General features: G+C 69.1%; 23 protein-coding genes and 3 pseudogenes. 6 read left to right on the top strand and 20 right to left on the bottom strand.

Annotation, left to right across the window (positions count from 1 at the left end):
* Window positions 1-143: 143 nt before the first annotated feature.
* Together ACWDEX_RS19155 and ACWDEX_RS19150 are read right to left on the bottom strand one after the other, a co-directional pair.
* Window positions 144-1,463 carry a serine hydrolase domain-containing protein gene (locus tag ACWDEX_RS19155; protein WP_450464760.1) on the bottom strand — a complete coding sequence of 440 codons (1,320 nt, stop codon included), beginning with the start codon at window positions 1,461-1,463 and terminating at the stop codon, window positions 144-146.
* Window positions 1,464-1,593: 130 nt separating this feature from the next.
* Window positions 1,594-2,286 carry a Clp protease N-terminal domain-containing protein gene (locus ACWDEX_RS19150; protein ID WP_450464758.1) on the bottom strand — a complete coding sequence of 231 codons (693 nt, stop codon included), beginning with the start codon at window positions 2,284-2,286 and terminating at the stop codon, window positions 1,594-1,596.
* A gap of 260 nt (window positions 2,287-2,546) precedes the next feature.
* On the opposite strand from ACWDEX_RS19150, the gene ACWDEX_RS19145 reads away from it, so the two are divergent.
* Window positions 2,547-2,813 (top strand): zinc finger domain-containing protein, encoded by a 267-nt coding sequence (locus tag ACWDEX_RS19145; protein WP_450464757.1) that lies wholly within the window; start codon window positions 2,547-2,549, stop codon window positions 2,811-2,813.
* Here the strand turns inward: ACWDEX_RS19145 and ACWDEX_RS19140 are convergent.
* The 6 genes from ACWDEX_RS19140 to ACWDEX_RS19115 form a co-directional block, all read right to left on the bottom strand.
* The gene (locus tag ACWDEX_RS19140; protein ID WP_450464755.1) at window positions 2,757-3,758 is read right to left on the bottom strand and encodes a hypothetical protein; all 1,002 of its coding nucleotides are present in this window, start codon (window positions 3,756-3,758) and stop codon (window positions 2,757-2,759) included. The genes ACWDEX_RS19145 and ACWDEX_RS19140 overlap by 57 nt on opposite strands.
* A 70-nt stretch (window positions 3,759-3,828) precedes the next feature.
* Window positions 3,829-4,668, bottom strand: coding sequence for an SDR family NAD(P)-dependent oxidoreductase (locus ACWDEX_RS19135; protein WP_450464754.1), 840 nt, complete (start codon window positions 4,666-4,668; stop codon window positions 3,829-3,831).
* 124 nt (window positions 4,669-4,792) lie between these two features.
* Window positions 4,793-5,209 carry a hypothetical protein gene (locus ACWDEX_RS19130; protein ID WP_450464752.1) on the bottom strand — a complete coding sequence of 139 codons (417 nt, stop codon included), beginning with the start codon at window positions 5,207-5,209 and terminating at the stop codon, window positions 4,793-4,795.
* Between the two features lie 474 nt (window positions 5,210-5,683).
* Window positions 5,684-7,153: an MFS transporter gene (locus tag ACWDEX_RS19125; protein ID WP_450464751.1), complete on the bottom strand. Its 1,470-nt coding sequence runs from the start codon at window positions 7,151-7,153 to the stop codon at window positions 5,684-5,686.
* 126 nt (window positions 7,154-7,279) lie between these two features.
* Entirely contained in the window at window positions 7,280-7,726 is a 447-nt protein-coding gene (locus ACWDEX_RS19120; protein WP_450464750.1) for an RrF2 family transcriptional regulator, read from the bottom strand.
* Between the two features lie 50 nt (window positions 7,727-7,776).
* Window positions 7,777-8,052: a hypothetical protein gene (locus ACWDEX_RS19115; protein WP_450464749.1), complete on the bottom strand. Its 276-nt coding sequence runs from the start codon at window positions 8,050-8,052 to the stop codon at window positions 7,777-7,779.
* Window positions 8,053-8,093: 41 nt separating this feature from the next.
* Here ACWDEX_RS19115 and ACWDEX_RS19110 point away from each other — a divergent pair.
* A pseudogene (locus ACWDEX_RS19110) lies at window positions 8,094-8,378 on the top strand (Tn3 family transposase); the annotation flags it as partial.
* Between the two features lie 97 nt (window positions 8,379-8,475).
* On the opposite strand, the gene ACWDEX_RS19105 reads toward ACWDEX_RS19110, so the two are convergent.
* Window positions 8,476-9,078 carry a TetR/AcrR family transcriptional regulator gene (locus tag ACWDEX_RS19105; protein WP_450464748.1) on the bottom strand — a complete coding sequence of 201 codons (603 nt, stop codon included), beginning with the start codon at window positions 9,076-9,078 and terminating at the stop codon, window positions 8,476-8,478.
* A gap of 154 nt (window positions 9,079-9,232) precedes the next feature.
* Here ACWDEX_RS19105 and ACWDEX_RS19100 point away from each other — a divergent pair, with 154 nt between their 5' ends.
* Together ACWDEX_RS19100 and ACWDEX_RS19095 are read left to right on the top strand one after the other, a co-directional pair.
* On the top strand, window positions 9,233-10,078 hold the full coding sequence (locus tag ACWDEX_RS19100) for a 4Fe-4S domain-containing protein (protein ID WP_450464746.1): 846 nt from the start codon (window positions 9,233-9,235) through the stop codon (window positions 10,076-10,078).
* A 531-nt stretch (window positions 10,079-10,609) separates the two neighbouring features.
* Complete coding sequence (locus tag ACWDEX_RS19095) at window positions 10,610-11,182, top strand: hypothetical protein (RefSeq protein ID WP_450464745.1); 573 nt, start codon at window positions 10,610-10,612, stop codon at window positions 11,180-11,182.
* A 183-nt stretch (window positions 11,183-11,365) separates the two neighbouring features.
* Here the strand turns inward: ACWDEX_RS19095 and ACWDEX_RS19090 are convergent, their stop codons facing one another.
* The 3 genes and pseudogenes from ACWDEX_RS19090 to ACWDEX_RS19080 all read right to left on the bottom strand — a co-directional run.
* Complete coding sequence (locus tag ACWDEX_RS19090; protein WP_450464744.1) at window positions 11,366-11,566, bottom strand: hypothetical protein; 201 nt, start codon at window positions 11,564-11,566, stop codon at window positions 11,366-11,368.
* Window positions 11,567-11,791: 225 nt separating this feature from the next.
* Window positions 11,792-12,184: a hypothetical protein gene (locus ACWDEX_RS19085; RefSeq protein ID WP_450464743.1), complete on the bottom strand. Its 393-nt coding sequence runs from the start codon at window positions 12,182-12,184 to the stop codon at window positions 11,792-11,794.
* Between the two features lie 185 nt (window positions 12,185-12,369).
* Window positions 12,370-12,659: pseudogene (locus tag ACWDEX_RS19080) on the bottom strand (phosphotransferase); the annotation flags it as partial.
* A gap of 439 nt (window positions 12,660-13,098) precedes the next feature.
* On the opposite strand from ACWDEX_RS19080, the gene ACWDEX_RS19075 reads away from it, so the two are divergent.
* Window positions 13,099-13,614: an RICIN domain-containing protein gene (locus ACWDEX_RS19075; RefSeq protein WP_450464742.1), complete on the top strand. Its 516-nt coding sequence runs from the start codon at window positions 13,099-13,101 to the stop codon at window positions 13,612-13,614.
* A gap of 50 nt (window positions 13,615-13,664) precedes the next feature.
* Here ACWDEX_RS19075 and ACWDEX_RS19070 read toward each other — a convergent pair.
* From ACWDEX_RS19070 to ACWDEX_RS19060, 3 genes and pseudogenes are all read right to left on the bottom strand, one after another.
* Window positions 13,665-14,164: pseudogene (locus ACWDEX_RS19070) on the bottom strand (IS5/IS1182 family transposase); the annotation flags it as partial.
* A gap of 119 nt (window positions 14,165-14,283) precedes the next feature.
* Complete coding sequence (locus ACWDEX_RS19065; RefSeq protein WP_450464741.1) at window positions 14,284-15,465, bottom strand: alpha/beta hydrolase family protein; 1,182 nt, start codon at window positions 15,463-15,465, stop codon at window positions 14,284-14,286.
* Window positions 15,462-15,602: a hypothetical protein gene (locus tag ACWDEX_RS19060; protein ID WP_450464739.1), complete on the bottom strand. Its 141-nt coding sequence runs from the start codon at window positions 15,600-15,602 to the stop codon at window positions 15,462-15,464. Before ACWDEX_RS19060 ends, ACWDEX_RS19065 begins: the two co-directional genes overlap by 4 nt.
* A 1,069-nt stretch (window positions 15,603-16,671) precedes the next feature.
* On the opposite strand from ACWDEX_RS19060, the gene ACWDEX_RS19055 reads away from it, so the two are divergent.
* Entirely contained in the window at window positions 16,672-17,589 is a 918-nt protein-coding gene (locus ACWDEX_RS19055) for an IS5 family transposase (protein ID WP_450464737.1), read from the top strand.
* Here ACWDEX_RS19055 and ACWDEX_RS19050 read toward each other — a convergent pair.
* From ACWDEX_RS19050 to ACWDEX_RS19030, 5 genes are all read right to left on the bottom strand, one after another.
* Window positions 17,546-18,079: a hypothetical protein gene (locus tag ACWDEX_RS19050; protein WP_450464736.1), complete on the bottom strand. Its 534-nt coding sequence runs from the start codon at window positions 18,077-18,079 to the stop codon at window positions 17,546-17,548. The genes ACWDEX_RS19055 and ACWDEX_RS19050 overlap by 44 nt on opposite strands.
* 1,059 nt (window positions 18,080-19,138) lie before the next feature.
* A complete protein-coding gene (locus tag ACWDEX_RS19045; RefSeq protein ID WP_450464735.1) occupies window positions 19,139-20,077 on the bottom strand; it encodes a bile acid:sodium symporter family protein in 939 nt (312 codons plus the stop codon).
* Between the two features lie 61 nt (window positions 20,078-20,138).
* A complete protein-coding gene (locus ACWDEX_RS19040; RefSeq protein ID WP_450464734.1) occupies window positions 20,139-21,473 on the bottom strand; it encodes a Dyp-type peroxidase in 1,335 nt (444 codons plus the stop codon).
* Window positions 21,474-21,492: 19 nt separating this feature from the next.
* Window positions 21,493-22,431, bottom strand: a complete 939-nt coding sequence (locus ACWDEX_RS19035) for a hypothetical protein (protein ID WP_450464733.1) — start codon at window positions 22,429-22,431, stop codon at window positions 21,493-21,495.
* 86 nt (window positions 22,432-22,517) lie between these two features.
* On the bottom strand, window positions 22,518-23,051 hold the full coding sequence (locus ACWDEX_RS19030; RefSeq protein WP_450464732.1) for a hypothetical protein: 534 nt from the start codon (window positions 23,049-23,051) through the stop codon (window positions 22,518-22,520).
* Window positions 23,052-23,699: the final 648 nt, after the last annotated feature.

Raw genomic sequence — 23,699 nt, 5'->3', positions numbered from 1 at the left:
ACGCAAGGTCTGGCCCCCTACGTCCCGCCAGTGCGCCGCCACCACCGCGGCACGAGCCAGCCGTGACTCACCGTGTCCGCTGCCTCAGGCGGCTCGCGAATACGCGACACCTCAACATGCGAGCCCACCAGTCCCGGGGCCGGTCACCGGTGTGATGCGGTGCCGTCCCTGCGCATGACGCGCATCCGGAAGCGCAGGCAGTCAGGCGTGCCGTGGTCGTCGATGTCAAGGAACGCCACCGGCCCGCCCGGTGAATCGAAGGTCTGGCGGTCGCGCGGGACCAGTGGGAGGTCGGGGTACCCCTCGGCGCGGGCGAGAAGACCGTCGCCAGCTGTGGTGACCTCGACGGTAACGGCGTGTGAGACGTACCGGCCGGCGTATCGGGACAGGTCGGCTGGAGCGGGCTCGGGCTCGGGTGTGGGCAATGGCCCGGATGCGTCGAGCAGTGCGTTGACGGCGTTGATCCCCTGATCGGAGTTGGTGAGCACGACGACGGCGGTCTGGGTGGTGGGATCGGCGGCGATCAGGCCGGACTGGCCGGGATTGGCGCCGCCGACGCGCACGCTGGACTGGGCGGCGTTGGCCCAGATCATCCAGCCGAGTCCGGCCCCCTGCATGGTGGACACGCCTCCCGGGGCCGGCGCGTGCAACGTTCGCATGACCTCCGTGCCGGGCGTGCGCAGATGCGCCAGGGTGAAGCGGCCGAGGTCGGCCGCGGTGGACACCACGGTGCCGCCGGCCGGGTCAAGGCCGCGCGTGCACATCGGGTTGTCGATCCGCCGGGGCAGCGCGGCCAGTTCGCCGCCGCGGACCACATGACCACGGACGGTGCCCAGATCATGCTCGGCGTCCACACCGGTGACGAAGCTCGTCTCGCGCATGCCCACCGTGTCGAGCACCTTCTCCCGCAGTGTCTCGCGCCACGTCCGGTCCAGCAGAACCTCGACCAGTCGACCGGCGAGGATGATGCCACCATTGCAGTAGGAGAACGTCGCGCCCGGCGGGAACAGTGAGCCCACCCCCCGCAGCATCGCGGTGTAGCGCGCGATGGCGTCGTCGTCGTTCCCCGTGTCGACGAAGATGTCGCCGGCGTCCAACCCCGTGGAGTGCGACAGCAGGTGACGCACGAGAACGCCGTCCCAGGGACCGGGGACGAACCGGGCCAAGGGGTCGTCCAGACCGAGGCAGCCGTCGAGGACGCAGCGCATCACCAGGTCGGCCGTGAGCAGCTTGGTGATCGAGCCGATCCGGAACCTGGTCGCGGCGGTCACCGGCTCATCAGTCTCCACGTCGGTCACGCCCGCCGTGCCGACATCCACCGAGCCGTCGACGACGCCGGCGACCTGCACGCCCGCCACCGACGGCAACGCCGCCAGCCGCTCCGCTGCCGCCTGCGGATCGGCGGCCAGGGCACCAATGGAGTTCGAAGCGGGGGCGTTGAAGGGATTCAGCACAGGGTTCACCACACACTTCCCAACATGATGAGGACGAAGACGTCCAGCAGGAGTAATCGCTGCCAGACCGGAAGGAGATGTAAGCCACACCGCCGCTCCTGATCGGGCGGCGTGCTGTGGCTTCGGCTGACCACGGCGGTCAGCCTTCGGAAGTAAGGCCAAGGTGCTCCTCCAGCCGTGCGATGCGACGACTCAACGGTTCGAGTTCGGCACGGATGGCCGTGGCAAGCTCTTGTTGCGCCGCCGTGGGCCGGCCCTGCCCGCTCTCGGCCCGCAGGTGCACGTAGCCCGCCAGCGCGGCGGTGACGGCGCGGCGAACGAGCTTGGGATCGGCTCCCAGGGCCCGCAGTACCTGTCCGGCTGCACCGTCGGGTTCGACAGCCAGGCCGAGCAGCAGGTGTTCGCAGCCGATGTAGTTGTGGCCAAGGGCGGACGCCTCGGTCACCGCCAGTTCCAAGGCATTGGCCGCGGGTCCGTCGAGTCGGCGCGGATCACTGTCCGGTAGGGCGGCCGCTTGTTCTCCGGGCTGGCGACGGGTCAGATCGCGTCCGACCTGGTCCGGCTCGATCTCCATGGCGCGGAGCACGTGGAGCGCCAGGTTGGTGCCCTCGTCGAGCAGGGCACCCAGCAGGTGCTCGGTGCCCGTACTCGGTGCGTCGGCGTCCCGCGCCCGCTTCACCGCCAGTTTGAGCACGGCCCGCGTCCTCGCGGTGAAGTGCGCGAGTGCCCCGGCTGGTTCGTCATCGAGGTCGCCCAAGACCGTCTCCCGGATGGCGCTCACCCGGCGTACGGCCTGTTCCAGCGCCCGCTGACAGACAGCCGACACCGGCATACCGGCCTCCTTGACCGCCTCGCCAGATCGTCTGGCAGGTAGACATTGATCTTTGGCATACACCCAAGGCAACCCCATTGGGGTTACCTTGCCCAGGGGGCCACATTCTCGCCGGGTGACGCCTCGCGTTCGCAGAAATGAGTAAGTCTGAGAGACCAGAGCCCACCGCGGGAACGTGTCCGCTTTGCCCCTGACCCTCGTTCTCACAACCTCTCGCAAAACGGCTTTCGCACAATGTCCCTCGCGATAGGTACTGCGACATGCCCCAGCCCGCCGAACCGGCTGCTGCCGTCGCACAGTTCGACTGTCCGACCTGTGCGGTGCCTGCCGGAAGCACCTGCCGCAAACGCGGCGGCAAGGTCGCCCCGAAGTACCACACCCCGCGCTTCGTGCTCGTCCCCCGAGTGAGACGGTGCTTCGCCGGAATCTCACATGGTGTTGTCGCCCAGCGGCACTTCTCCAAGGTCGTCTCACTTGAAGTTGTCGGTCAGCGGTTCTGCCCGTCGGAGTCGGCTGTTGGCGATTAACGCGCCAGTGCATCCGTGCCTCGCGGGCCTGGTCGGCCCCGGAGTCCTACCTCTGACGCCAGCCGCAAAGTAGACCGAGTCGCTCGTCAGCGCCTGCGGCGCCGGGGAGCCCGCAGGTGATCTGCTCCACCATCGCGGCCCACTGCAGGTCTGCCTCGCGGATCCGCTGCCACCGCTGCTCGCGCAGCACCGGCCAGTACTCCTCGGTGCGGCGAAGCGCGGCCAACAGCCGCTCGGGGGTGGTGCCGAAGGCGGGCACGGCCCAGTCGTCCCAGGCGATCTACTCATCCCGCGCACGTTCGTAGTGGGCGCGGGTACCGCGGCGCCCGGGTCCCACCGGTGTGCGGCGACCAGTTGGGCCATGTAGTCGATCCTGGCTGCGAAGTTCTCCTGCTGGACCTCCAGCGTGGTGTCGACGCTGCTCGCGATCGAACTGCGCTCCAGGATGCCCGCCCGGTCCTCGAGCGGTGCCCCCAGCAACTCGCAGATCACGATCAGGGGCAGCGGTTCGGCGAAGGTCTTGATCAGGTCGGCGCCCGGACCGGCCTCCTCCACCGCCTCGAGGTGCTTCTCGACGATCTGCTCGATCACGCCACTGAGCGCCCGGATCCGCTTCATCGTGAAGGCGCCCGCCTGCATCTGGCGGTACCGGGTGTGCTCGTCCCCGTCGTAGTTGAGCAGGACGCCAGGCTGGTTCATCACCGAGCGCGGGCCGGTCCAGTGCGGATCGAAGGCGAACCCGACTTCGTGGCGGGCGTCGGACAGCACCGTAGGGGCGTCCTCCTCACGTGTGATGAGGACGGCTCCGACCTCGCCGAGCTGGGAGTTCGGCACCGGAACCCGGTGCAGCGACGGGTCTTCGTGCAGTTCAACGAGCGCGGGCCCGGGCCGGAACGGACACTCGGCCTGACGGTGGTTGTGGGGCATCGACACTGGTCCGGTCATGGCGTTCATTTCCTTCCTGACGGCACGAGGGCGATTCAGCGCAGAGCGGGCACCGGCTGCGGGCCGTTCGTCATGAGGCGCTCGCCTTCTCGCGCAGGAGTTCCCTGGTGATGCTGTCGAGCCGCGCCGCGGCGCCCTTGTCGAACGCAGGGCGCAGCAGGCTGAGGGGCGTGCCCTCCACGAAGGCGCTCAGCGGCTCCCGCGGCGGGGCGTCGATGATCTCGAGGATCGGCGGGACGGTGAACTCGACCGGCTGCGCAGCCCGCTTCATCTGGTCGATGTGCGCCGCGGTGGCGGCGTCGAACTCGCCCGCGAAGCCGGTGCGCGTCCCACCGGGGAACAGCAGCACGTACCGGGCGCGACGCGCGCTCCCGCCCTCGGCGAACGAGACGCCGAGGAGGTCGTTGAGCCGGCCGCCCTGGAACATGGCCGACCAGCCGTCGTAGCCCCGTTCGAGGCCGAGGTCGTTCCAGTGGATGCCCGGCGCCCCCACGCCGGGACCGGCGATGTTCATCACGACCGGCGTCTCGGCCTTGTTCATCAGGTCGGCCAGGCCGTACCCGAGCAGGTACCGGCTGAGGTAGTAGAGCGCGAAGTTGTGCTCGATCCCCTCGGAGGTGACCATCCGATGGCTGCGGAAGTACCGCGCGCACAGCACGAGTACGTCCACCGCCTCGAACCGGTCCTCGATCTCCGCGATGACGCGCCGGTTCTCGCTGACGAGGCTGAGGTTGGCCTCGATGAAGAAGGCGCGGTCGGCCGCGCCCAACTTCTGCGCCGTGTCGAGGTACTTCTTCCCCTTCACCGGGTCCGGAGCGATGACGACCACCTGGTCGCCCCGGCCGAGATAGGTGTTCGCGAGCGCCTGCCCGATACCGGAAGTGCCCCCCGTGACAACAATGGTCTTCACCGTGATCCTCCTCGGAACACCGAGTCGTGAGATTCTGCGCAGCAGAAGAGCTCCCGCCCGCGGGCAGACTCCACCCGGGGGCGGATTGCGAGAAAAGAGATGAATCGAGAAAAGAGAAAAGGGGTCAGCGAACGGGGATCAGCCGACCGCGGCGGCGATCTCCGCCCGGACCACGTCGCTGGCGAACCCGACGGCCGCCTCCGCGGCACCGGTCGAACCCAGGGTCGACCCGTTCACAGACACCGTCGATGATCAGCATGATCCGGTCGCCGAGCCGCTCCGGCTTCGCGGCCGGAGTCCTGCGCGCGAGGCCCCGCAGTTGCTCGCGCACGCGCCGGAAGTGCTTCACGGAGACCTGGTGCGCCGGATGGTCCGGGTCGGGGAACTCCGCCTGGGTGTTGCGCAGCGGGCAACCCCTGGCGTTCAGCGCCATGGCCCGGACCAACCCCATGCCGACCGCGTGCACGCCCCGCTGGTCGAAGAGGTGGACAGCGGCGTCCAGGATGCGCTCGCGGGTACCGGCAGCAGGTTTCCGGGCCATGGGCCGAGGCAAGCAGACCATTCGGTCCCGTCCCGGCTGAACTCCGGTCGTCACGACCGCTCGTGCGGCTCACCCCGGCCTCCACGCGCGCGCCATGGGCCCCGGCCCGCCGTGCCGCCTCCTCGACCGCACTGGGCGAACCGTCCCCACGCTCCGTCACCTCGTACCCCTGGCCTGCCAGCAGGATGGCGTTCTCGCCCAGTCCGCAGCCCACGTCGAGCACCTTGCCGCTGAAGCCTCCCGCGCGCGCTAGGTCCACCACGGCCCGCTGAGACTCACCGATGTCCCAGGGGATCAGCACCTCACCGGAGGCGACGCCGTCGAAGGACGCGCGCCCCGCGCACAACGCTTCGTATTCCTCGTCCTCTTGAGAGAAAGTCCGCTGCGTGGTCATGCCGGTCCCCTTGTCGCTCGCAAGCTCGTCAACCAACACTCGGTGGATCTGGCGCGCCCTGGACGGGGCGAGTCGCGTTCCTACTGGACGTTGTTCACTTCCTGCGCCGACGCGGCCACCGGAGCCGCCTCAGCCTTCGCTCCGGCCTCGCTCCTCGCTCCCGCCTCGCCCTCCGCCGCGGCCGCCACCGCTGCCGTGGGACGCATCCGGGACGCGACGACGAGCGTGAGGACGACGACCACGGCCATGGCCAGGAAGACGTCGGAGTAGGCCGAGCCGTGGTGGCCGGAGAAGAGGGGGTTGATGGCGTCGCTGCCGCTCTGCTGCCTCGCGGACACCAGCACACCGAACACGGCCGGGCCGGTACCGGCCCCGAGGAACTGGGCCCCCTGGAGGATCCCGAGGCCGACACCGACCTGCTCCGGGGGCAGTTCGCTCGCCGCGGCGCCGATGATGGTGGTCATCACGAACATGAAGCCGATGCTCAGCCCGAGGATCCCGACACCGGCGAACACCACCGAGGAGCCGCCGGTGAAGGACGAGAGGCACAGCGAGAACAGCCCGATGAGGCCGAGCCCGAAGAGCACCAGCACCCGCGCATTGACGCGGCCGGCGAGGCGTCCGATCCACGGCGAGAGGAGCGCGGTCACGACGCCGGCCGGGATCATGACCAACGCGCCCTTGCCCGGGGTGAGTTCGTTGACCTCCACAAGCAGCAGCGGGACGAACACCAGACCGCCGAGGTTGACGGCCATCGCCAGGAACGCCACGAGGATGCCGGTCCGGTAGACGCGGTTGGTGAACAGCGACGGCGGAACGAACGGCTGGTCGACCCGGACGGTGCGCACCCCGAAGACCACGAGCGCCGCGACGGCTACCAGCAGGCTGCCCCAGGACAGCGGGTCGGTGAAGCCGGAGACCTGCGCCCGGGTCATGCCGAACAGGACGAGACCGGCTCCGAGGCCGAGGAGGATGCCGCCCGGGAGGTCGAGTCGGCCCGAGCCTTGCGGAGCCTCGTCCGGGAGTACCCGCAGGGCCGGGACCAGCAGCAGCGAGACCACGAGCATGATCCAGAACAGCGCGGGCCAGCCGAGCGCCTCCCCGATGCCGCCGCCCAGCGCCGGCCCGGCGGCGGTGCCGACGCCCGCACCGGCCGAGACGACGCCGATCCCGACACCGCGCCGCTCCGGCGGCAGCAGCGTCGTGACGGCGATGATCGACAGCACGGGGATCGCGGCCGCGCCGATGCCCGTCACGATCCGCCCGGCCACGAGCACGGCCAGGTTCGGGGAGAGCGCGCAGATCAGGCTCCCGAGGGCGTAGGTGAGGAGCGCGAACGCGAAGAGCCGGCGCAGGCTCACCCGGTCCGAGATGCGGCCGTACAGGGGGATCCCGACGGAGAACATCAGCAGGAAGCCGGTGACGATCCAGGCGAGTTCCGCCTCGGAGGCGCCGAACTCGGACCCGATCGTCGGAAGCATCAGGTTGACCATGTCGCTGGCCGTGACCGTGGCGAGGATCGCCGGCATCAGGACGGCGAGTAAGCCCATCCCCGAGCCAGTCCGCTCGGTCGTTGTCGACGTGCAAGTCATTCGAGGCCCTTCGGGTGACTTACCGCCACCATGGTAGTTACAGTTAGGGCAAAAGGACGGCGGAGGCACTGCCTCCGCCATCGATCAGCTGGTGACGCGTCGCGCGAGCTCGCGCTCACTGGCCAGCACTTGCCGGACGAGGTGGGCGATCGTCGTCCGCCTGAGCCGTTCCTTCATGGCCCGCTCCGCGTCCTGGAACTCCGCCTCGAGCAGCTTCTGCATGTTCCGCCCCACCTCGCATTCGGCGCTCGGCGGGTGCGGGTGCCGCGACAGGATCGGCCCCGCCTCCACCGCCGTGTACGCGTCGTAGAGCGTGATCTCGCGGGCGGGCCGGGCAAGCGACCAGCCGCCGTTGCGCCCTTCGGTGGACGAGACCAGGCCGGCGTCCCGCAGGCTGCCGAGGATCCGCCGCACCAGAACCGGATTGCTGGCCAGGCTCTCCGCGATCTCCGCGGATGTCAGTGAGTGGTCCCAGCGCCCCAGCATGGTGAGTGCGTGGATCGCCACCGCGCTCCTGCTGCTGATACTCACCGTGATGATCCCTTCGCGACGGTCACCTCGCCGATCCAACTGCAACTACGCTAGTAGCGGTTTGATCCGGATGTCAATCCGCTGCGCGCGTGCGACGCCACCAGGGCTGGCATGGCCCTGCCCCACTCCGTCGCCAAGGCGGCGCTGAACACGTTCAGCCGCCACATCGCAGGCATCGCCGGCCACTTGACGTTCGCCAGCAGCACCGGATCGATCGATCCCACCCGGCGAAAGGCCCATCCGGCGAGTTCGTAGGCTCGCGCCGTGGCTGCGAACGCCGCCGCGTCGTCCGGCTCGATTCGGTCGTCAGGACGGACATCCACCACCAGACCGCCGCCGTCATCAAGCCGGGCAAAGAAGTCCGGGGCGTGCCCGCGAGGGCCAGGAGGACCAGCGAGCCGCCCTGGGCCTGGTCCTCAACGCCGTGGTCCTGTGGAACACCCGCTACCTCGACGCCGCCGTCACACAGCTGCGTGCCGAGGGCCACGACATTAAAGACGAGGACGTCGCCCGGCTCTCCCCGCTCAAGGACCGGCACATCAACTTCCTGGGCCGCTACCTGTTCAACATCAGGGCCAGCGGCCCCAGCCAGGGCCTGCCTCCTCTCCGGGACCTGGACGTCTTCGAGGACGACGCGGACGACGAAGGCTGACGAGGACTGCACCTGGACTCGCCGCCCGGATCGCTCTCGGCCTCTTCGGACGTGGGACGCCCATCATTCCGACCTGTTGGATGGCTGAGTTCGCGTCTCATGCCTGGCGGTGTTCCGGATCGGGCGTATGAATACCGTTTTCGAGCGTGCGGATGACAGTGGAGACAATGCCGTGCCTCGGCAGCCCACAGGCCTCGGCGTCCTGGTACCCGGTGTACACCAGCGACCAGAGCACACGTTGGATCCAGGCGGGAGTGACGTCCGGGTCGAAGGCGCCTTCGGCTTGCCCGCGCTTGATGAGAGTGAGCACCGGGTCATCGAGAGGCTCCGGTGTCTTTGCTGCGCCGCGACCTTCCAGAACGCGTGGATCGCCGAAGAGGAATACCAGCCGGTCGCCGACCGCCACCATCGCGGTGACCAGCCTGCGCATCGCCTCAATGGGGGAGCCCTGGTCGATGGCCGCCCCGGCCACCGACTCATCGATCGCCGCGATGGAGTCCTCGATGGCTGCGCTGATGAGCCCGGTGCGGTCGGAGAAGTAGCGGTGCAGTGTCGTGCGGCCGACGCCGGCGGCGTCTGCGATATCCGCCAGCGTGGCGTGATAGTCACGGCCGAGTACGGAGGCGGCCGCGCTGAGGATGGCGCGGCGTGTACGACTGCGCGTTCGCGCTCCCGCGGCCTCGGGTCCAGGCTCCTTCATGCTCGTCACTGTACTACCGGACCCCAATAAGTGACGTCGCTGATCATTAATGGAACACCAATGTTCCATTAGGTGATAGGTTTGTTCCCCCTGGTGACCCTTACTCAGAGGAGGAACGGCGATGGTCCGCGGAGACCGGCGTCACCCTGAGAACGTGGCTGGAGACTGGTTCGTCGACGACCGCTGTATCGGCTGCGGAGGTTCGGTCTCGCTCGCGCCGACGCTGTTCGGGCTGGCAACCGACGGCGAGCAGTTCGTCATGACCCGCCAGCCGACCACCGAAGACGAGATCTTGCAGGCACAGCTCGCCGCCGAGGTGTGCCCGTCCCGGTCGATCCGCACCGAATCCGGCGTGACGTGGCGGCGACACCACCCCTTGGAGATCACACCCGGCATCTGGCGGACGGGCTCGAACTCGTCCAAAACCGCAGGCGGCAACGCCTTCCTCGTGCAGCGCACCGAGGGCAACCTCCTCGTCGACGCGCCGCGCTTCACCCCGTCGCTCTGCGCCTGGATGGAATTGCTCGGTGGAATCACGGCGGTCTTGCTGACGCACCGCGACGACGTCGGCGACGCCGAGCGCTATGCCGATGCGTTCGGCTCTGAAGTGGTCATCCATGCCGCCGACGCTGACGCCGCCCCATTCGCAGACCGGATCCTGAGAAGTACCGAAACCTGCGAGGTTGCCGCTGGCGTGCTGGCGATCCCCACCCCGGGGCACACCGAGGGACACGTTATGTACCTGAATGACGACGGCACCCTGTTCACCGGCGACTCGCTCGGCTGGGACCCCTATCGTCGTGACCTCAGCGCAGAACCGTCCGTGTGCTGGTACTCCTGGCCCGCCCAGGTCGACTCACTCCAGCGGCTCGACGGCTTCAACTTCTCACGGGTCGTTCCCACCCACGGCACGATGAGCCCGACGCTCGAACCGGGCGACATGCGCCGGCGGCTGCAGGCGCTGGTCGCCCGCCTGCAGCGCGACCTGGCGGACGAGTAGCACGCTCCGCTCGCACGGGTTCGCGTCAGCGCCGCGAACACGTGCGAGTGGAGCGTGAGGTGGGGGGCGGTCGGACGGTTCCCGCGTTGCCAGACGATGCCAGAGTCGGCTGCGCGATGCGCATCCGCGGCCGCTGCCCCTGTTGCGACACCAACCGCCTGCTGCCCGGACGGCATACTGATGGCACCCCGATCTGCCGCGACTGCGCGGGCATCGTCCGCGACTTCTTCTGTGACCGCTGCGGCTTCGAGGGACTCTTGCTCGGTGGGCGTCTCTGCGGACACTGCACCCTCACCGACACGCTCGCCCGCCTCCTCGACGACGGCACTGGCCGTATCGCCTCGAACTTCCTGCCGCTGGTCAAGATGCTCCTGGAGATGGACCGGCCCAAGAGCCGCTTGATCTGGCTCCGCAACCCCCAACGTCGTCCGTCTCCTGCGGGGCCTGGCCACCGGCAGCATTCCGCTCACCCACGACGGGCTGCACCAGGAAAACCCCTGGCGAACCGTTACCCACCTGCGTGACCTGCTGATGGACAGCGGTGTCCTCCCGCGAGTCGACCGGCAGCTCCTGCTCTACCAACGCTGGCTGACCGAACGGCTCGCCACCATCAAGGAACCCGAACACCATCAGCTTCTCCGGAACTTCGCCATCTGGCACCAGTTGAGGCGCCTGCGGGCAAAGGCCGAGAAGGCACCCCTGGGACGCTCCCAGACCAACCACACCAAGCAGGAAGTCACCCAAGCCGGCGCCTTCCTCGCATGGCTCGCCGACCGAGGGCGCACAATCGGGCAGTGCCAACAGGCCGACATCGATGCCCGGCACACCGAGAGCCTGGCCACCCGCCGTCCGTTCCAGTCATTCCTGCGATGGTGCATGAAGACCGGCCGGATGCCCCGCCTCACACTGCCGCCCGTGGTCATCACCCAGGACTCGGAACCGCTGCACCAGCACCGCCGCCTCGCGATCCTCCGGCGGGTCCTCAATGACGTCTGCTTGCCCCTGCGGGCCCGCGTCGCCGCCGCCCTCGCTCTCCTCTATGCGCAACCCGTCAGCCGCATCGTCCGCCTCACCATCGACGACGTCTCGGCCAGGTGCCGCTGAGCGCCGGCGAGATCCGTCTTGTCGTGGTAGCCGAGTGCTTTCGCTATGACGGGGGCCGGGGCTTGCGGTCTCGTCGTCGATGAGCCACACGCCTGGTCACCGAGGCCGGCGGAACCTGGAGTCGATACGCCCCCGGTGACCACACACGGTGAGTTGTCGCTCCGCTCCCGCTGACATGCCTCGTCACTCGGGAAAAGTGAAGCCCAGATCGCGCAGGCGGGGCAGGCAGGCTTCGAGGCACTGCTCCATGTCGACGACGACAAGGTGACCCGTGTGGTCACACTGCCGGAAGAAGTTCGCGAGGACCGCGATGACATGGGCCACTTCCTGGTCTATGACGAGGAGTTCATCCGCCGGAGCGGCGACGACCAACCCCAGGTGCACGCCTTCTGTGTGGGGGAACCTCGGTGGGCAGACGACCGGTTTCGCATCGGCGGCCCGGCGAACTGGCCAGAGCGCTGGGAGGAGAGCTTCGGCCGGGACGAGTCCGACGACGGTACGAGGAGATCAACCCGTACGAGCTACGTGACGGTAGAACCCCGCTGGGCCCGGGATGCGGCGAGGGCCGCCGGGTCCGGCCCGGCGGCCCTCATACGTCGGGCGGTGCGCTCAGTCCTCGGCGAGGCGCCAGGCGCTGGGCACCAGGCCGGGCAAGCGGTGGTCGATCTGGTGCTCACCCTTGGTGCAGCCCGCGAACGGACGGTAGAGCCGCGCAGTTCCCGCAGGGCGGGGTCCGGGTGGTCGCGGTGCCACCCCGACGGCCCGGGGGACGCCGACGAGCCCCAGAACTGGGCCGATCGGCCGGTGGACGAGGCTGTAGGCGGCCACCTTGCCGCGTGGGAGCTGTCCGGATTCGTGCGGCCCCGCCGGCCCGACGAACAGCGCCAGGTCAGGAGCGATGAATCCCACCATGCCCAGAGGAATCGTCCCGCCGCCGTGGTTGACCATCTCGAGCACGGTCCAGGCCAGCAGAAACACGGCGAGCAGGTCCCAGGGCCCCACGGACCGGGCCCGAGGCTGAACTCCGGTTGGCTTTATGGCGTGTTGGGGATGTCATGCGTTCACTCCTTGCGAGGAGACGGTGGCCGAGATCCAGCTTGGGGCGGGGTGCTAAACGGTTGGCAAAGCGACGAGCCCTGCGGCGCGGGATTTGGTCATGCATTACTCGGGGGCGCTCAGCGCCGCATTCCGAAGTCGGGCTCACCCACCCCCGCTGGTACTGGGGTGGCCAACGGCAGGTGCGGGGCGATCCTGGGGAGCCACTCAGACTCCTTCATGGCCTGTCTGATGGCACCCGCATGGCGGGGCAGCCGGACGGACAGGTCCTCGCCCAGCCGGTAGATCACATGTCCGAACCGGCCGGGTCGAGCAGCTTGAGAGGCAGCCCGGACCACTGCGGGAACTGCGTATCGACCAGACGCCTGGCCAGTGCGGCATCGATCGCGGGGCGGGGGTCCGCGGCTCTCCCGGCTGCCAAGAGCAACTCCTGCGGTGGGCCCGCTCCATGCGGCGGGCAGTCGGTGACATCACAGTGCCTCGTGGACTCGTCTGTCGATCGGTTTTCTCGACTGGCCGTCCTCTGCTCCGCGCACTCCACACGCACGCCTATCGAAGCCGACCCAGCGTGTTCCCCATGAACCCAGGGGTCTATCGCTGAAAATGGAGGCACCGAACCCTCAGGTTCCCGATGAACTACCTTCAGTTTTCGCGAACCCACGGGGATCACGGCCCCGAACTCGTATCCCTGGCCCCAGCCGCAAATTGGCCGCGGGAGCGTATGACGGCCGATCTCGCACCATTCTGCTGGTCACCGGAGCTGGTGAAGATCTTCCTGGACACCAGCCTTGGCGCACAGGAATCGGGATTATCTATGTTAAAAGGTAGGCATTCACCGCCCAGGATAAAATGGAGGATTCATGCGCTTTTCGCTCAAACCCAGACAGCGTGTCCTCGCTGTCCTCGTCATCGCGGCATCCGCGGTGACCGCCATCCCCGCTACCGCTACATTCGCAGCCGCCGATCCCAGCTATGAGATTCGGACCTTCGTCAACAAGTGCCTCGACGTGAGGGGTAGCAGCACGGCCAACAGCGCGCCGATCATCCAGTTCCACTGCACCGGAAACGCCAACCAGCGGTTCCGGTTCGTGCCCGTCAAGTTGGGGACTTCTCCCCAGTACGAGATCCGGACCTTCGCCAACAAGTGCCTCGACGTGAGGGGCGGCAGCACGGCCAACAGCGCGCCGATCATCCAGTTCCACTGCACCGGAAACGCCAACCAGCGGTTCCGTGTACACGGGCCGCAATCTGGCTATGAGATCCGGACCTTCGCCAACAAGTGCCTCGACGTGAGGGGCGGCAGTACGGCCAACAGCGCGCCGATCATCCAGTTCCACTGCACCGGAAACGCCGACCAGCGGTCCCATTCTCAGTGATCCGTCCACCCCCGGACTGGATAGCACGTGGCAGGGCCTGCCACCGGCCCCACCCAGATCTGCCGCAGGACCTCCACCTCGTCCAGGGCCAGCAGACCGTGCGGGGCGGTGGGTGCGAAAACCGCTTCCAGCAGCCGTGTCCCGTCCCGGCCGATCCGCAGCCCCACTTCGTCCCGCTTGGCACGGGCCTTGGGGAAACGAGAGTCCTCGGCCCGGGTCGCGTAGTGCCTGAACCAGTCCGGCTCGGCGACGCCTGCCAGCCAGTCCGGGGCCACCCGAGCGAGCGTCGATCCTGGCCCGAACCGCCTCCGCGGCCTGCCGGTCGGTCAGCCCCACCACGAACTGCAACACCAGCACCAGAGCAAGCCGTCCCGGCGACCAGGCCGGTTTACCCCGTACCGGGAACAGGCCCGCGAACTGCTCGTCCATGAACAGCGGCCCCAGCTTGTCCCGCACCCGGATCACCAGACTGCCCTTCGGGAACGTTGGCCCGAGCCACCCGCACCGTCTCCGCCGGGATCTCCCCAGATCCCTTCGGCTGCAACGACATCCGCACCCACCCCATACGACAACGTCGGCCTTCAAGACCACAACCATGTCTTGAAGGCCGACGTCACGCCAGACCCCGGATTAACCAACAGCGACGCTCGCCGGCCGGGGCCCATCCCCTCAGCGGACGCGTACCGCCTCCGGGAAGCGGGCCGACGGCCCGTCGAGGAGGTGGTCGTCCCGGCCGCGCAGCCAGTGGTCGAAGAACGAAGTGACGTACGCCCGGGTCGCGGCCACGGCACGGTCCGGCGGCAGCGTGCCGATGTCGTCCCTGACGACGTCCTCCGGCACCGCGCCCTGCCGGGCCAGCTGCGGCAGCAGCGGTGCCGCGTCGGTGAACGCGCCGTGAGCGGTGTTCCGCAACGTCACCTGGCGGTGCCACCCGCGGGTGTTCCGGGCGAACGCCTCCCAGGAGGGCCGGTTGTCGGCCACCCCCGCGCTCGACCCGATCAGCAGGAACGGACGGTCCAGCCCGTCCCGGGCCGCCGTCCCGAGCGCGGTGCCCTGCCCGTTGGCCGTGGTCGGGAAGTGCATCTGGCCGTCCATGTTGATCCCCGCGGCGATCCGTGGGTCGTCGTGCATGGCCTGCGCCGCGGTGAAACGACCCGACGATTGCCCGGCCATGCCGATCCGCTTTGGGTCCAGGGCGTCCGTCAGCCCGCGCGGCAGTGAACGGGCCGCCGCGGACCGGCCCTTCCGGAGCTCGTCCAGCCGGTCGAGGACGAAGCGCGTGTCGTCCACCCGGGCCTTCATCGCGGTCCGGGTCAGCACCCGGATGTCCCGGTCGGGCCGGCCCATGAGGCCGGGCAGGACCGACGTCGCGAGCCTCCCGCCCGGGAGCAGGACCTCGGACGCCTCGTAGGTGTGGTCGAGGGTGACGACGACGTAGCCGCGCGACGCCAGTTCCTCCACGAGACCGGTGTTCCAGGTGCGGGGATCACCGATGCCCGAGGAGTACAGCACGACCGGGCGCGCTCCGCCCGGCAGGACCCGGGCGCCCGGCCGGGCGTGGGACCGCGTCGCCGCCCAGTCCGTACTCCCGGGCGGCACCCGGTAGTTCCGCGCGCCCATGCCGTCGGCGGTGCCGAAGTGGGCCGCCGCGCCCGGCTCCATGTGGGGCGCCACTCCGTCCCCGCCTGTGCCCCCGGCCGCCGGGTACCAGAAGCTGACCATCAGCTCACGGACCCGGTCGGGCCGCCACGGATCCCGCCGGGACCGGTCGGTGAGGTGCAGGGCGGCCGTGCCGACCGCGTACGGACCGGTGGGCGCGGGCAGTTCGGCCCGTGCGGGTCGGGCGGTCACGGCGGCCGGCGCGTTCCCGCCGCCGGCACGGTCGCGGCCAGCAGCAGTGCGGCCCCGACGACAGCACGACGGACGCGCCGACGGGCCGCCGGCCGGGCGGGATTCTCCTGGGGCTCACGGGGCTCGTGGGTCGGCACGTCGCTCTCCCTTCCGCACGTTTCCTCGCCCACCACGGCCGGTGGGTCCGGGGCCCCGACCTTACGGCCGGGAGCTCCGCGGCACGTCGTGCGTACGGGGGAACCGCCCCCTGAAACCCCCCTGACCGTCCCCTGAAAGACCCTGAGGCACTGGTGTTCCCGGGCTCTTCCCGGACGCCGTTTCCCGCTTCCTCTGTCGATCCGGCCCCCGCCCGTCAGCGACACCAGACGGCGCCAGCGCGCTGACTACCCCTGGCGGGACGTCCTTGTGACGGGCACGCGCGCCTGGGGGCATGGCCCCGCCGTCGGTACTGCTACGTCTGCGGAGTCGTGCTCCCGAAGGACGCGACACGGCGGCGCCTGCACTGCGGGCCGCCTGCCGGGCCCAGGCATACAGAGACCGGCAGCGCACCGTGTGGATCGGTGCCCTCGGTCGGCTGCCAGGAACAGGCCGACGTACCGCACCGTGCACATCTGGAGCGCGAACCTTATCTTCAGTCGCAAGACCGAAGATGGCTCTGGGCTGGGACGTTGCGTGGTGGCCGGTGTCGATGACGGTCGGGATCAGCAAGGGCCAATGGTCTTCGCTGAATGGCGGTCACTGCTGCTTGTTTCACCCGCAGAGGTGACCTCATCTGTTAGTGGCTGTTGTCGTTCCGATCTTGAGGGGTGTCGGTCGAACGGGCGTCTCGATCGGGTGAGCTACCCTGTCGGCCGTGGACACGCCTCCTGAGCAGCCAAGCTGCCCCGACTGCGGGCGGTCGCTGAAGAGCCTGGGTCTTGTCCTGTCTCTCCGCGACGAAGACCAGAAGCGCGTGTGCCGCCATGCGTGGAAGTGTTCGGCGGGTCACTTCTGGTGGCGCTGGGCGGATCGGCCTGCGGAGCCCCTGGAGGTCTGCCCCTACCCGCGGCTCTTTCGAAGTTAGTGACGGTCGTTGGCCCGCTCTCCGAGCGGTTTCGGTCGAGCGGAGATCTCGATCGGGTGGCCGCGGCGGCTACCACGCATGGAAGCAGGGCCTCTTGGTAGCTCGAAGGGTGTCTACGCCAACGACCATTCCAGGAGACCCTGTTGTCGCATTTCTACGGCATCGCGGATGCGGGGTCCACTTCGGCCACCCTCGCGTGTGACTGCCTGGCTCACAGGTTCGGGAACGCCGGCGACCACGGGGTGCGCGAACGCCGCTACCCGACCGACATGACCGACGCCGAGTGGGCGGCCGTCCGGCCGCTGCTGCCGGTTCCGGGATGGCTGCGCGGCCGGGGCGGCCAACCGGAGGCCTACTGCCACCGAGCGATACTGGACGCGATCCGCTACCTCGTCGACAACGCAACGAAGTGGCGAGCCATCCCAGTCGACTTCCCACCCTGGGACCGGGTCTATGCGTTCTTCCGACGCTGGCGCGACCACGGCCTAGTCCGCGAGTTCCACGACCGCCTCCGCCGAAAGGTCCGCGAGCAGGCCGGACGGGATCCGGAACCGAGCGCCGGGGTGATCGACTCCCAGTCCGTCAAGGCGGACGCCGTCGTCGGATCCGACAGCCGCGGCTTCGACGGCGGAAAATTGATCAACGGCCGCAAGCGGCACGCCGTGGTCGACACGCTCGGCCTGCTGCTCGCGGTCATGGTCACCGCCGCGGACGTCGGCGACCGCGCCGCCGCCCAGGTGCTGCTCGCCCAGGTCGCCGCCGCGCACCACCGACTGGCTCTGGTGTGGGCCGACGGCGGCTACACCGGCAGCCTCGTCGAATACAGCCTCGCCGTCCTCGCCGTGGTCCTGGCCATCGTCAAGCGCAGCGACGACATGCGCGGCTTCGTGGTGCTACCGAAGAGGTGGATCGTGGAGAGGTTCTTCGCTCACCTGATGCAAAGCCGCCGCCTCGTGCGCGACTTCGAGCGCTCCACTAGCAGCGCGGAGGCGATGGTCTACTGGTCGATGACGATGCTCATGACGCGCCGCCTTGCCCAGCCACGTCCTTCGCGAGCGTGAACTTGCCCGGCGCCGACTCGACCAGCCAACCCCGGGCCACCAGCCGCTTCGCCTTCGACCGCAGCGCTTCCACCTTCGCCGGCACCGGGTCCAGGCCGAAGCAGGCCGCCATCTCCTGGCACGTCAAAGGTCCTTGACCGAGCCGGCTCCGGTCCGCGAGAGCCTGCAGGATGCGCTGATAGTCCACCGAGAGCGCCGAGCAGGCCAGTCCCGCACGCCACATCGGTACCACGGACTTCCGCCTCGCCGCTTCCGCCGGCTCGGGACGAACCGGCGGCCCGTCCGGATGGCCTTGGTCCTCGGAGGCGTCGGCGTCGTCGTCCGGGGCCAGCACCTCGCCCACGCGCGAGCGGGCGATGACCCACTCGTTCCACTCCCGCTCGGCCACATCCAGCTCGGCGTGAATGCGGTCGGCATCCTCCCGCAGCTCGTCCACACGACGGCGAGCAGTGAGCTCACGCTGCTCCAGCAGCCCCACGACCGACGGCATCCCCGACCTCCACCCCAGCGACGACACGACACATCACCACTGCCACGAGGCCGCCGACCCTATACCTGACCAGCGGAAACACAGCCATCAAGACCGGAAAGACAACAACCACTTACTCACGCGTGCCGCTCCAGCAGCGTGTGCTTGGCTGGGTCGCCGCGGCTCGGCGGCGGGCCGCGGCGACGATGAGCCGGGAGTTGTCAGCCCGCATCGGCAGCCTCCTGCGTGCCGTCGGCTTCGAGTTCACTGATCATCCGGTCGAGGTTGGCCACGACCTGCTCGTTCATCTCGGCCACCCGTTGATGGCCGCAGCCCTTGGCGTTGTCGATGAGCGTCAGCGTCCGTCTGTGCTGAGCCTTCAGATCGGGGAAGGTCGGTCAGCCAGGCCAGGTAGCGCTCCAGCAAGGCCCGGTCGACGTCGCCCAGGCCGCGGACGACGGTGGGAACGACGGCGGTGAGGAACTCGCTGAATCGGGTCAGGCCTGCATGTAGCCGGTGACCGTGCTGACGTTCAGGCCGGCTGACAGCCGCAGCCGGATCCACCGCTTCGCCAGCACCCGCAGCCAGGGCTGGGCGATGCGGTCGAACCGCAGCTCGCTGCGTGGGCGGGGGCGGCTGGCGCTGCGGTTGATCCCGGTCAGCTTGCCCAGCCGCCAGATGTCGCGGGCGTACTCGACCTCCCAGCCGGCGCCGTCGCGCAGGGTCTCGACAGTGTCCTGGGCGTAGAGGAGGAAAACCGCGAGTGTCCTGGCGCCATCCGGCGGGGGCCTCCCACCCGGCGAGGTAGAGGCCGTAGCGGTACTTCGTGTCCTCGTCCCAGGCGCGGCCGTGGACCTCCTGGCCGTCGGGCCGGACGTACGCGCCGGAGAGCCGGCCGTGCAGGGTCGCGTGCGGGTCGAGGGCCTCGTGCGGTGAGCTCATGCCCCCACCCTGTGAACTTCAAGGACCAGACCGGCCACCGTCACCAAGAGCCAAGAGGTGGCTGAGCACCGTACGGACAGTGCGGAGCGGCGCCGCGCCCCGCCCCCACCGCACTTGGCTGGGGGAACGGTCTGTTCCTTAAAGTTCAGTCGGGTCAACGCCGGCTCCCGGTTCATGTGGTAGGCCATCGACACGCACCTCTGTCCCCGCTGGCGTAGGCGCGCGTCGCTGGCGGCTGAGCAGCGTGGCGATCGGCAGGGCTGCTGCCAGGCCGCTGAGGAGGATGGCGGCGAGTGCGCCGAGGATGGCGGGCTGGCCGTTGAAGGCGATGCCGATCGCGGCCAGTGCGGGACCGGCGTTGCGTACCGAGGCGATGCCGCCCATGGTGGTGCGCCGCACCGGCGGGCCCGTGGCCAGCAGCGTTCCTGCGGCGAAGGCGATGGCCGAGAGCAGGAACCCTGCGAGGAGGGCGAGGGAGCCGAGGAGCGCGACGACGCCCTGCCAGTTGCCGAGCAGCATGCCGGCCAGCACGATCAGGAACGTGACGTTGGAGACGGCCGCCGCCGGGGGGTGCCATGACCGTGCGGTGGGTTCGGCGTAGCGGCGTAGCAGCAGCCCCATGGCGAAGGGGACGAGTTGCAGCAGGGCAACGGTCCGTACCAGTGCTCCCACGTCGAGGGAGACGTTGGTGCCTACGTCGGCGGCGGTCAGGAGGCCGTTGACGGTGGGGGCGAAGGTGATGCTGCCGACGGAGGCGAGCAGCACCTGCATCGCCGCGCCGCCGACGAGGTCACCGCTTTGGACCATGGCGAGTTTCGCTCCGAAGGGGCCGCCCGGGGAGGCGGCGACCAAGAGGAGTGCGATGAAGGAAGCGGAGGGGAGGCTGAAGAGGGCACCGATGCCCCAGCCGAGCAGCGGGACGACGACCATGTTGGTGATCAGGGCCAGCAGCAGGAGCGGAACGTCGGTGAAGACCCCGCGCAGTGCCGGGACCGTGGCGCCCAGGCCGGCGGCGAACATGGTGGCCGCGATGAAGATGACGGTGACGGCGTTGAGTACCAGGTGCAGGGTCTCCATCAGCTTCCCCTCAGGCGGCGGGGCACGCGGGGACGGCGCCGGGGCGTCCGTCGCCGCGCTGTCAGTCGTGCAGGCCGCCGAGCCGGCGCAGGGCGGTCAGGCTCGGCAGGAAGCAGTACTCGCCTCCTCGGGTGACGACGAACCGCGGCAGCAGGGCGAGGCGCCGGCGCAGCGGCCGCCGGGGAATGGTGAAGTCGGTGGAGCCGTCGCGGGATCCGGTGATGGGGTCCTGGGCGTTGTTCGCGCCGAAGAAGACGCCGTCGTTCATCCACTGCGTCTGGACGAACTCGAACTGCCGCCCCAGGTGTGCGCCGATGAACGCGAACATCAGGCCGCGGTCGGCTCCGTCGTCCTCCAGTACCCCCTCGGGCAGCGGCGGACCGTAGACGGCGCCGCGGCGGATCATGCGGTGCAGTCGTACCTCTCCTGCCACCGCGGCGTCACGGGGGTTGGCCCGGCGGATGTGGCAGCCGCCGGGCGTTTTGAACCCTGACGGGTCGTCGCTCTCGTACAGGAAGGTGTTACGGCGGTGCGGGTCGGCGCCGAGGGCGGGGTCGTCGGCTTGCGGGGCCAGCGCCAAGGGAGCACCGCTGCGCCAGCGTCCCATGATCTTCGCGGCGATCAGCTCTTCGTCCTGGGGCCCGCTGGCGTTGTCCTTCAGATACCGGCGGAACTCGGCGACGTTCTGGTGGAGCTTGCGGAAGACCGCGTAGCTGCCGTTGCGTCCCAGCACGCTCGGCTGTGGGGTCTGGACGCCGCTGAGCTCGTCCGGGTAGCCCAGGACGAACTCACCGGCCTTCAGGGGAACTTCCAGCCGGTTGGATCCCGGTATGCCGCTGCCTTCGACGGCCGGATGGCTGACTCCGTCGCGGTAGCCGAAGTGCTCGGTCTCGGTGGGCATCGCGTAGCAGTCCTGCTGCCATATCGCCGTCACGCCGGACAGCCCATCGGATGCCGGACGGGCCTGGTCGACGGCCGCCTCCAAGTGCGCCGGGTCGGGCGCGACCGCTGTGACCACTACATGGACGTCGGGGCTGCCCAGCGGCGCTTCCCAGTGTTCCGGGCTGCTGTCGCCCACATCGCCCAGCGCTTCGGCGCGGGCCGCCATGCCCTGCCGGAACTCCCAGGCGAACGTGTTCAGCGAGGCGCGTGGCACTCCTAGCGCCTCCAGGCCGCGACAGGTGACGGCCACACTCACCCATGTCTCCCCCAGACGGCTGACTGAGTCCGCTGCGGAGGTCACCGCTGTACTCGCGCGCCGCATCAACTCCTGCCCATCACTTTGGTCGTCGATGCGGAAGGCGAGGTAGGTCGCCGCGTAAGGCGTCGGCCGAGGACTGAGCACCCCACGCTGGATGTCGTCGAGTTCCAACGTGACGTCCGTATGCACGCTCACCGTTGACCTCCCGCCGGCCTTACTTGGAGACGAGGTTGCGCCAGAAGTTCCGCAGGCTCTCGTCCCCGCCGAACAGAGAGCTGAAGATCGTCGAGTCCGCCAGCAGCAGGTCGGCCGCGCGGTCACCACTGGGTGGCATCCACAGGAACATGTTGAACTCGGCGTTGCCGGCCTCGGTGAACGGATGCGGCCTCGAGGTGTCGATCGGCTGCCTGGCCAGCACACGGATGGCGTCCGGGTCGTCGGTCGTCACGTCGTAGTGCGGCAGGTGCATGTGGAAGTTGAAGTTCGTCACCCCCTCCAGCCAGCCCTTCGCATCCAGGTCCCGGACCGTGGACAGCGGGACGATCTGGTTGCCCTCGCGGGTCGCCGGACGCAGCCCGTACCGGTTCATGACCGGCACCCCAAGGCCCTTCATCAAGTCCCTGACGTAGGTGGCGAATCGCTGCTGCCGGGGCACCAGGGGATCGCCGTGGTGGCGGTATTCCATCTCCCGGACCTTCAGGTCGTCCGAGGCGCCGACATCGTGGTGCGGGCCCAGGACGAGGCAGGCGTCCTCCCGGCCGAGGAACGCCCGCAGGGCCTCCATCTCCCCGGGCTGGGCCTCCTGCTGGGTGACGGCGTGGTCCAGCCCGAACACGAACAGCACGTCGGTGTCGCCGAGCACCCGCTCGTCAAGCGGGGTGAAGAATCCCGCCTGGTCGACGCGCTGGTACACCGGGACGGGGTGCCCCGTGACCTCCTCGACGAAGTCCTGGAACGGCACCCAGGCCCAGAAGAACAGCTCCAGGGAGCCGGCGATGCCCTGCTGGAACCGGTACGGGTCCGACCACTTCGGGTCCTCGTACGCGGGCCAGGCCACCCGCCTGACCTCGGTCATCGTGGAGAAGCGGTTGTCCAGCTCGGCCACGTTGCGGCCCGCCTCGGCCGGATAGCTCCACGAGACGTAGATGCTCACGCGCCGCCCGTCAGGGGTGTATTTGCGCGGAACGTGTCGCTGATTGTACGTGCGCGCGGTTTTGACATCGCTCATTTCACTCAGCCTCACTGCATCTGGTCGAGCATCTCCGAGAAGGCGCTCTTGATCCGCAGAGCCTTCTTGATCTCGTCCGCCGTCACGTACGGATACTCTCCGTACTCGATGAAGCTCGGACAGTGGTGTTCTCGTACGAAGCGCACGAACGCCTCCGGGTTCGTCCGCCAGTCCTCCGGAAACCCTTCGAGGTTCTCGAATGTGGTGCTCACACCCGACTTGCTGAACAGGGCGACGGCGTCCTCGGTGTACTTGTCGAAGTCGGTGTCGAAGATCCCCTGATACATGAAGCGGGTGTCGTCGTCGAAGAGAACCCAGCGCAGGTAGTGCAGCTTCAACGGTGCGAGAAGGTACGGATCCTGCTCCAGCGCCTTGGCCAGGGTGTGGCCGTGCTCCCGTATCGCGCCGGCCCTGCCCGGCTTGACGTTCGCGATGATCGTGAAGCCGTAGCAGGCCGGAGTCCTCGGGAAGACGGGGCCGTACTTCCCTTGTTCCAGATGGTCGGTCTCCTTGGGGATGACGACCGCTTGCGGTTTGATCTCCATGTCCGCTCCTCCGCATCCCACGGGACGAAACCGCCTCCAGCGTGGCACCGGACGGCTGGGCGCGCTCGCTGAGCGGGAGGGGGACTGACGCATCCGCTGCCAGCCACTGAGGCGGACGAGCGTGTCCGCCTTCATCGCCGAGGTCCTTCCTCTTCAGCCCGCCCCCTCGCCGGGGCGGTGACCGCGCCGACGGAGCCGGCGGGCGCAGCGGCGCGGAAGCGGAAGACGGCGCCGGGGCCGAGGATCGCGCTGGCAGGCGGCGGTGCCGACGTCCTCGCGTGCCGTGGGAACGGCGCCCTCTGCATGCTTGAGCGCCATGCGGGCGGCGACCAGGTCCGCGCATCGGCGGCCTGCTCGGGCGCCCAGCCGGGCGATGCAGGCCGCCGCGGCGCTCGCTGCCCGCGCGCCGGACGGCACCGCGGCCCGTGCACCGTCGCCGGGAACCGCGGGGCAGACGGGCCACGAGGGTGGACAAGCGCTTGTGATCGAACAGCCGCAGGTACTCCGACACGGGCATCCGGTCTCCACCCGCCAGGCCGCGGATCACAGGGGGCATATGTAGCGCCGCCCCTCAAAGGCCCGGGGGAACACAATCTGTGGGCCGCTGTAGCCATCGGTTGCCCGGCTGTCGGGTGTGAGGGGTCGGCG

It is taken from the genome of Streptomyces sp. NPDC001020 (genome assembly GCF_053599115.1).
Note: the sequence above shows the minus strand (reverse complement) of the source record. Positions and strands in the feature narration are given on the sequence as shown.

Coding starts and splice junctions, on each gene's coding strand:
- ACWDEX_RS19150 (WP_450464758.1), bottom strand. CDS start 2,286: ATGCCGGTGTCGGCTGTCTGTCAGCGGGCGCTGGAACAGGCCGTACGC.
- ACWDEX_RS19145 (WP_450464757.1), top strand. CDS start 2,547: ATGCCCCAGCCCGCCGAACCGGCTGCTGCCGTCGCACAGTTCGACTGT.
- ACWDEX_RS19140 (WP_450464755.1), bottom strand. CDS start 3,758: ATGACCGGACCAGTGTCGATGCCCCACAACCACCGTCAGGCCGAGTGT.
- ACWDEX_RS19130 (WP_450464752.1), bottom strand. CDS start 5,209: ATGGCCCGGAAACCTGCTGCCGGTACCCGCGAGCGCATCCTGGACGCC.
- ACWDEX_RS19125 (WP_450464751.1), bottom strand. CDS start 7,153: ATGGGCTTACTCGCCGTCCTGATGCCGGCGATCCTCGCCACGGTCACG.
- ACWDEX_RS19105 (WP_450464748.1), bottom strand. CDS start 9,078: ATGAAGGAGCCTGGACCCGAGGCCGCGGGAGCGCGAACGCGCAGTCGT.
- ACWDEX_RS19095 (WP_450464745.1), top strand. CDS start 10,610: ATGGACAGCGGTGTCCTCCCGCGAGTCGACCGGCAGCTCCTGCTCTAC.
- ACWDEX_RS19075 (WP_450464742.1), top strand. CDS start 13,099: ATGCGCTTTTCGCTCAAACCCAGACAGCGTGTCCTCGCTGTCCTCGTC.
- ACWDEX_RS19050 (WP_450464736.1), bottom strand. CDS start 18,079: ATGCCGTCGGTCGTGGGGCTGCTGGAGCAGCGTGAGCTCACTGCTCGC.
- ACWDEX_RS19045 (WP_450464735.1), bottom strand. CDS start 20,077: ATGGAGACCCTGCACCTGGTACTCAACGCCGTCACCGTCATCTTCATC.
- ACWDEX_RS19030 (WP_450464732.1), bottom strand. CDS start 23,051: ATGGAGATCAAACCGCAAGCGGTCGTCATCCCCAAGGAGACCGACCAT.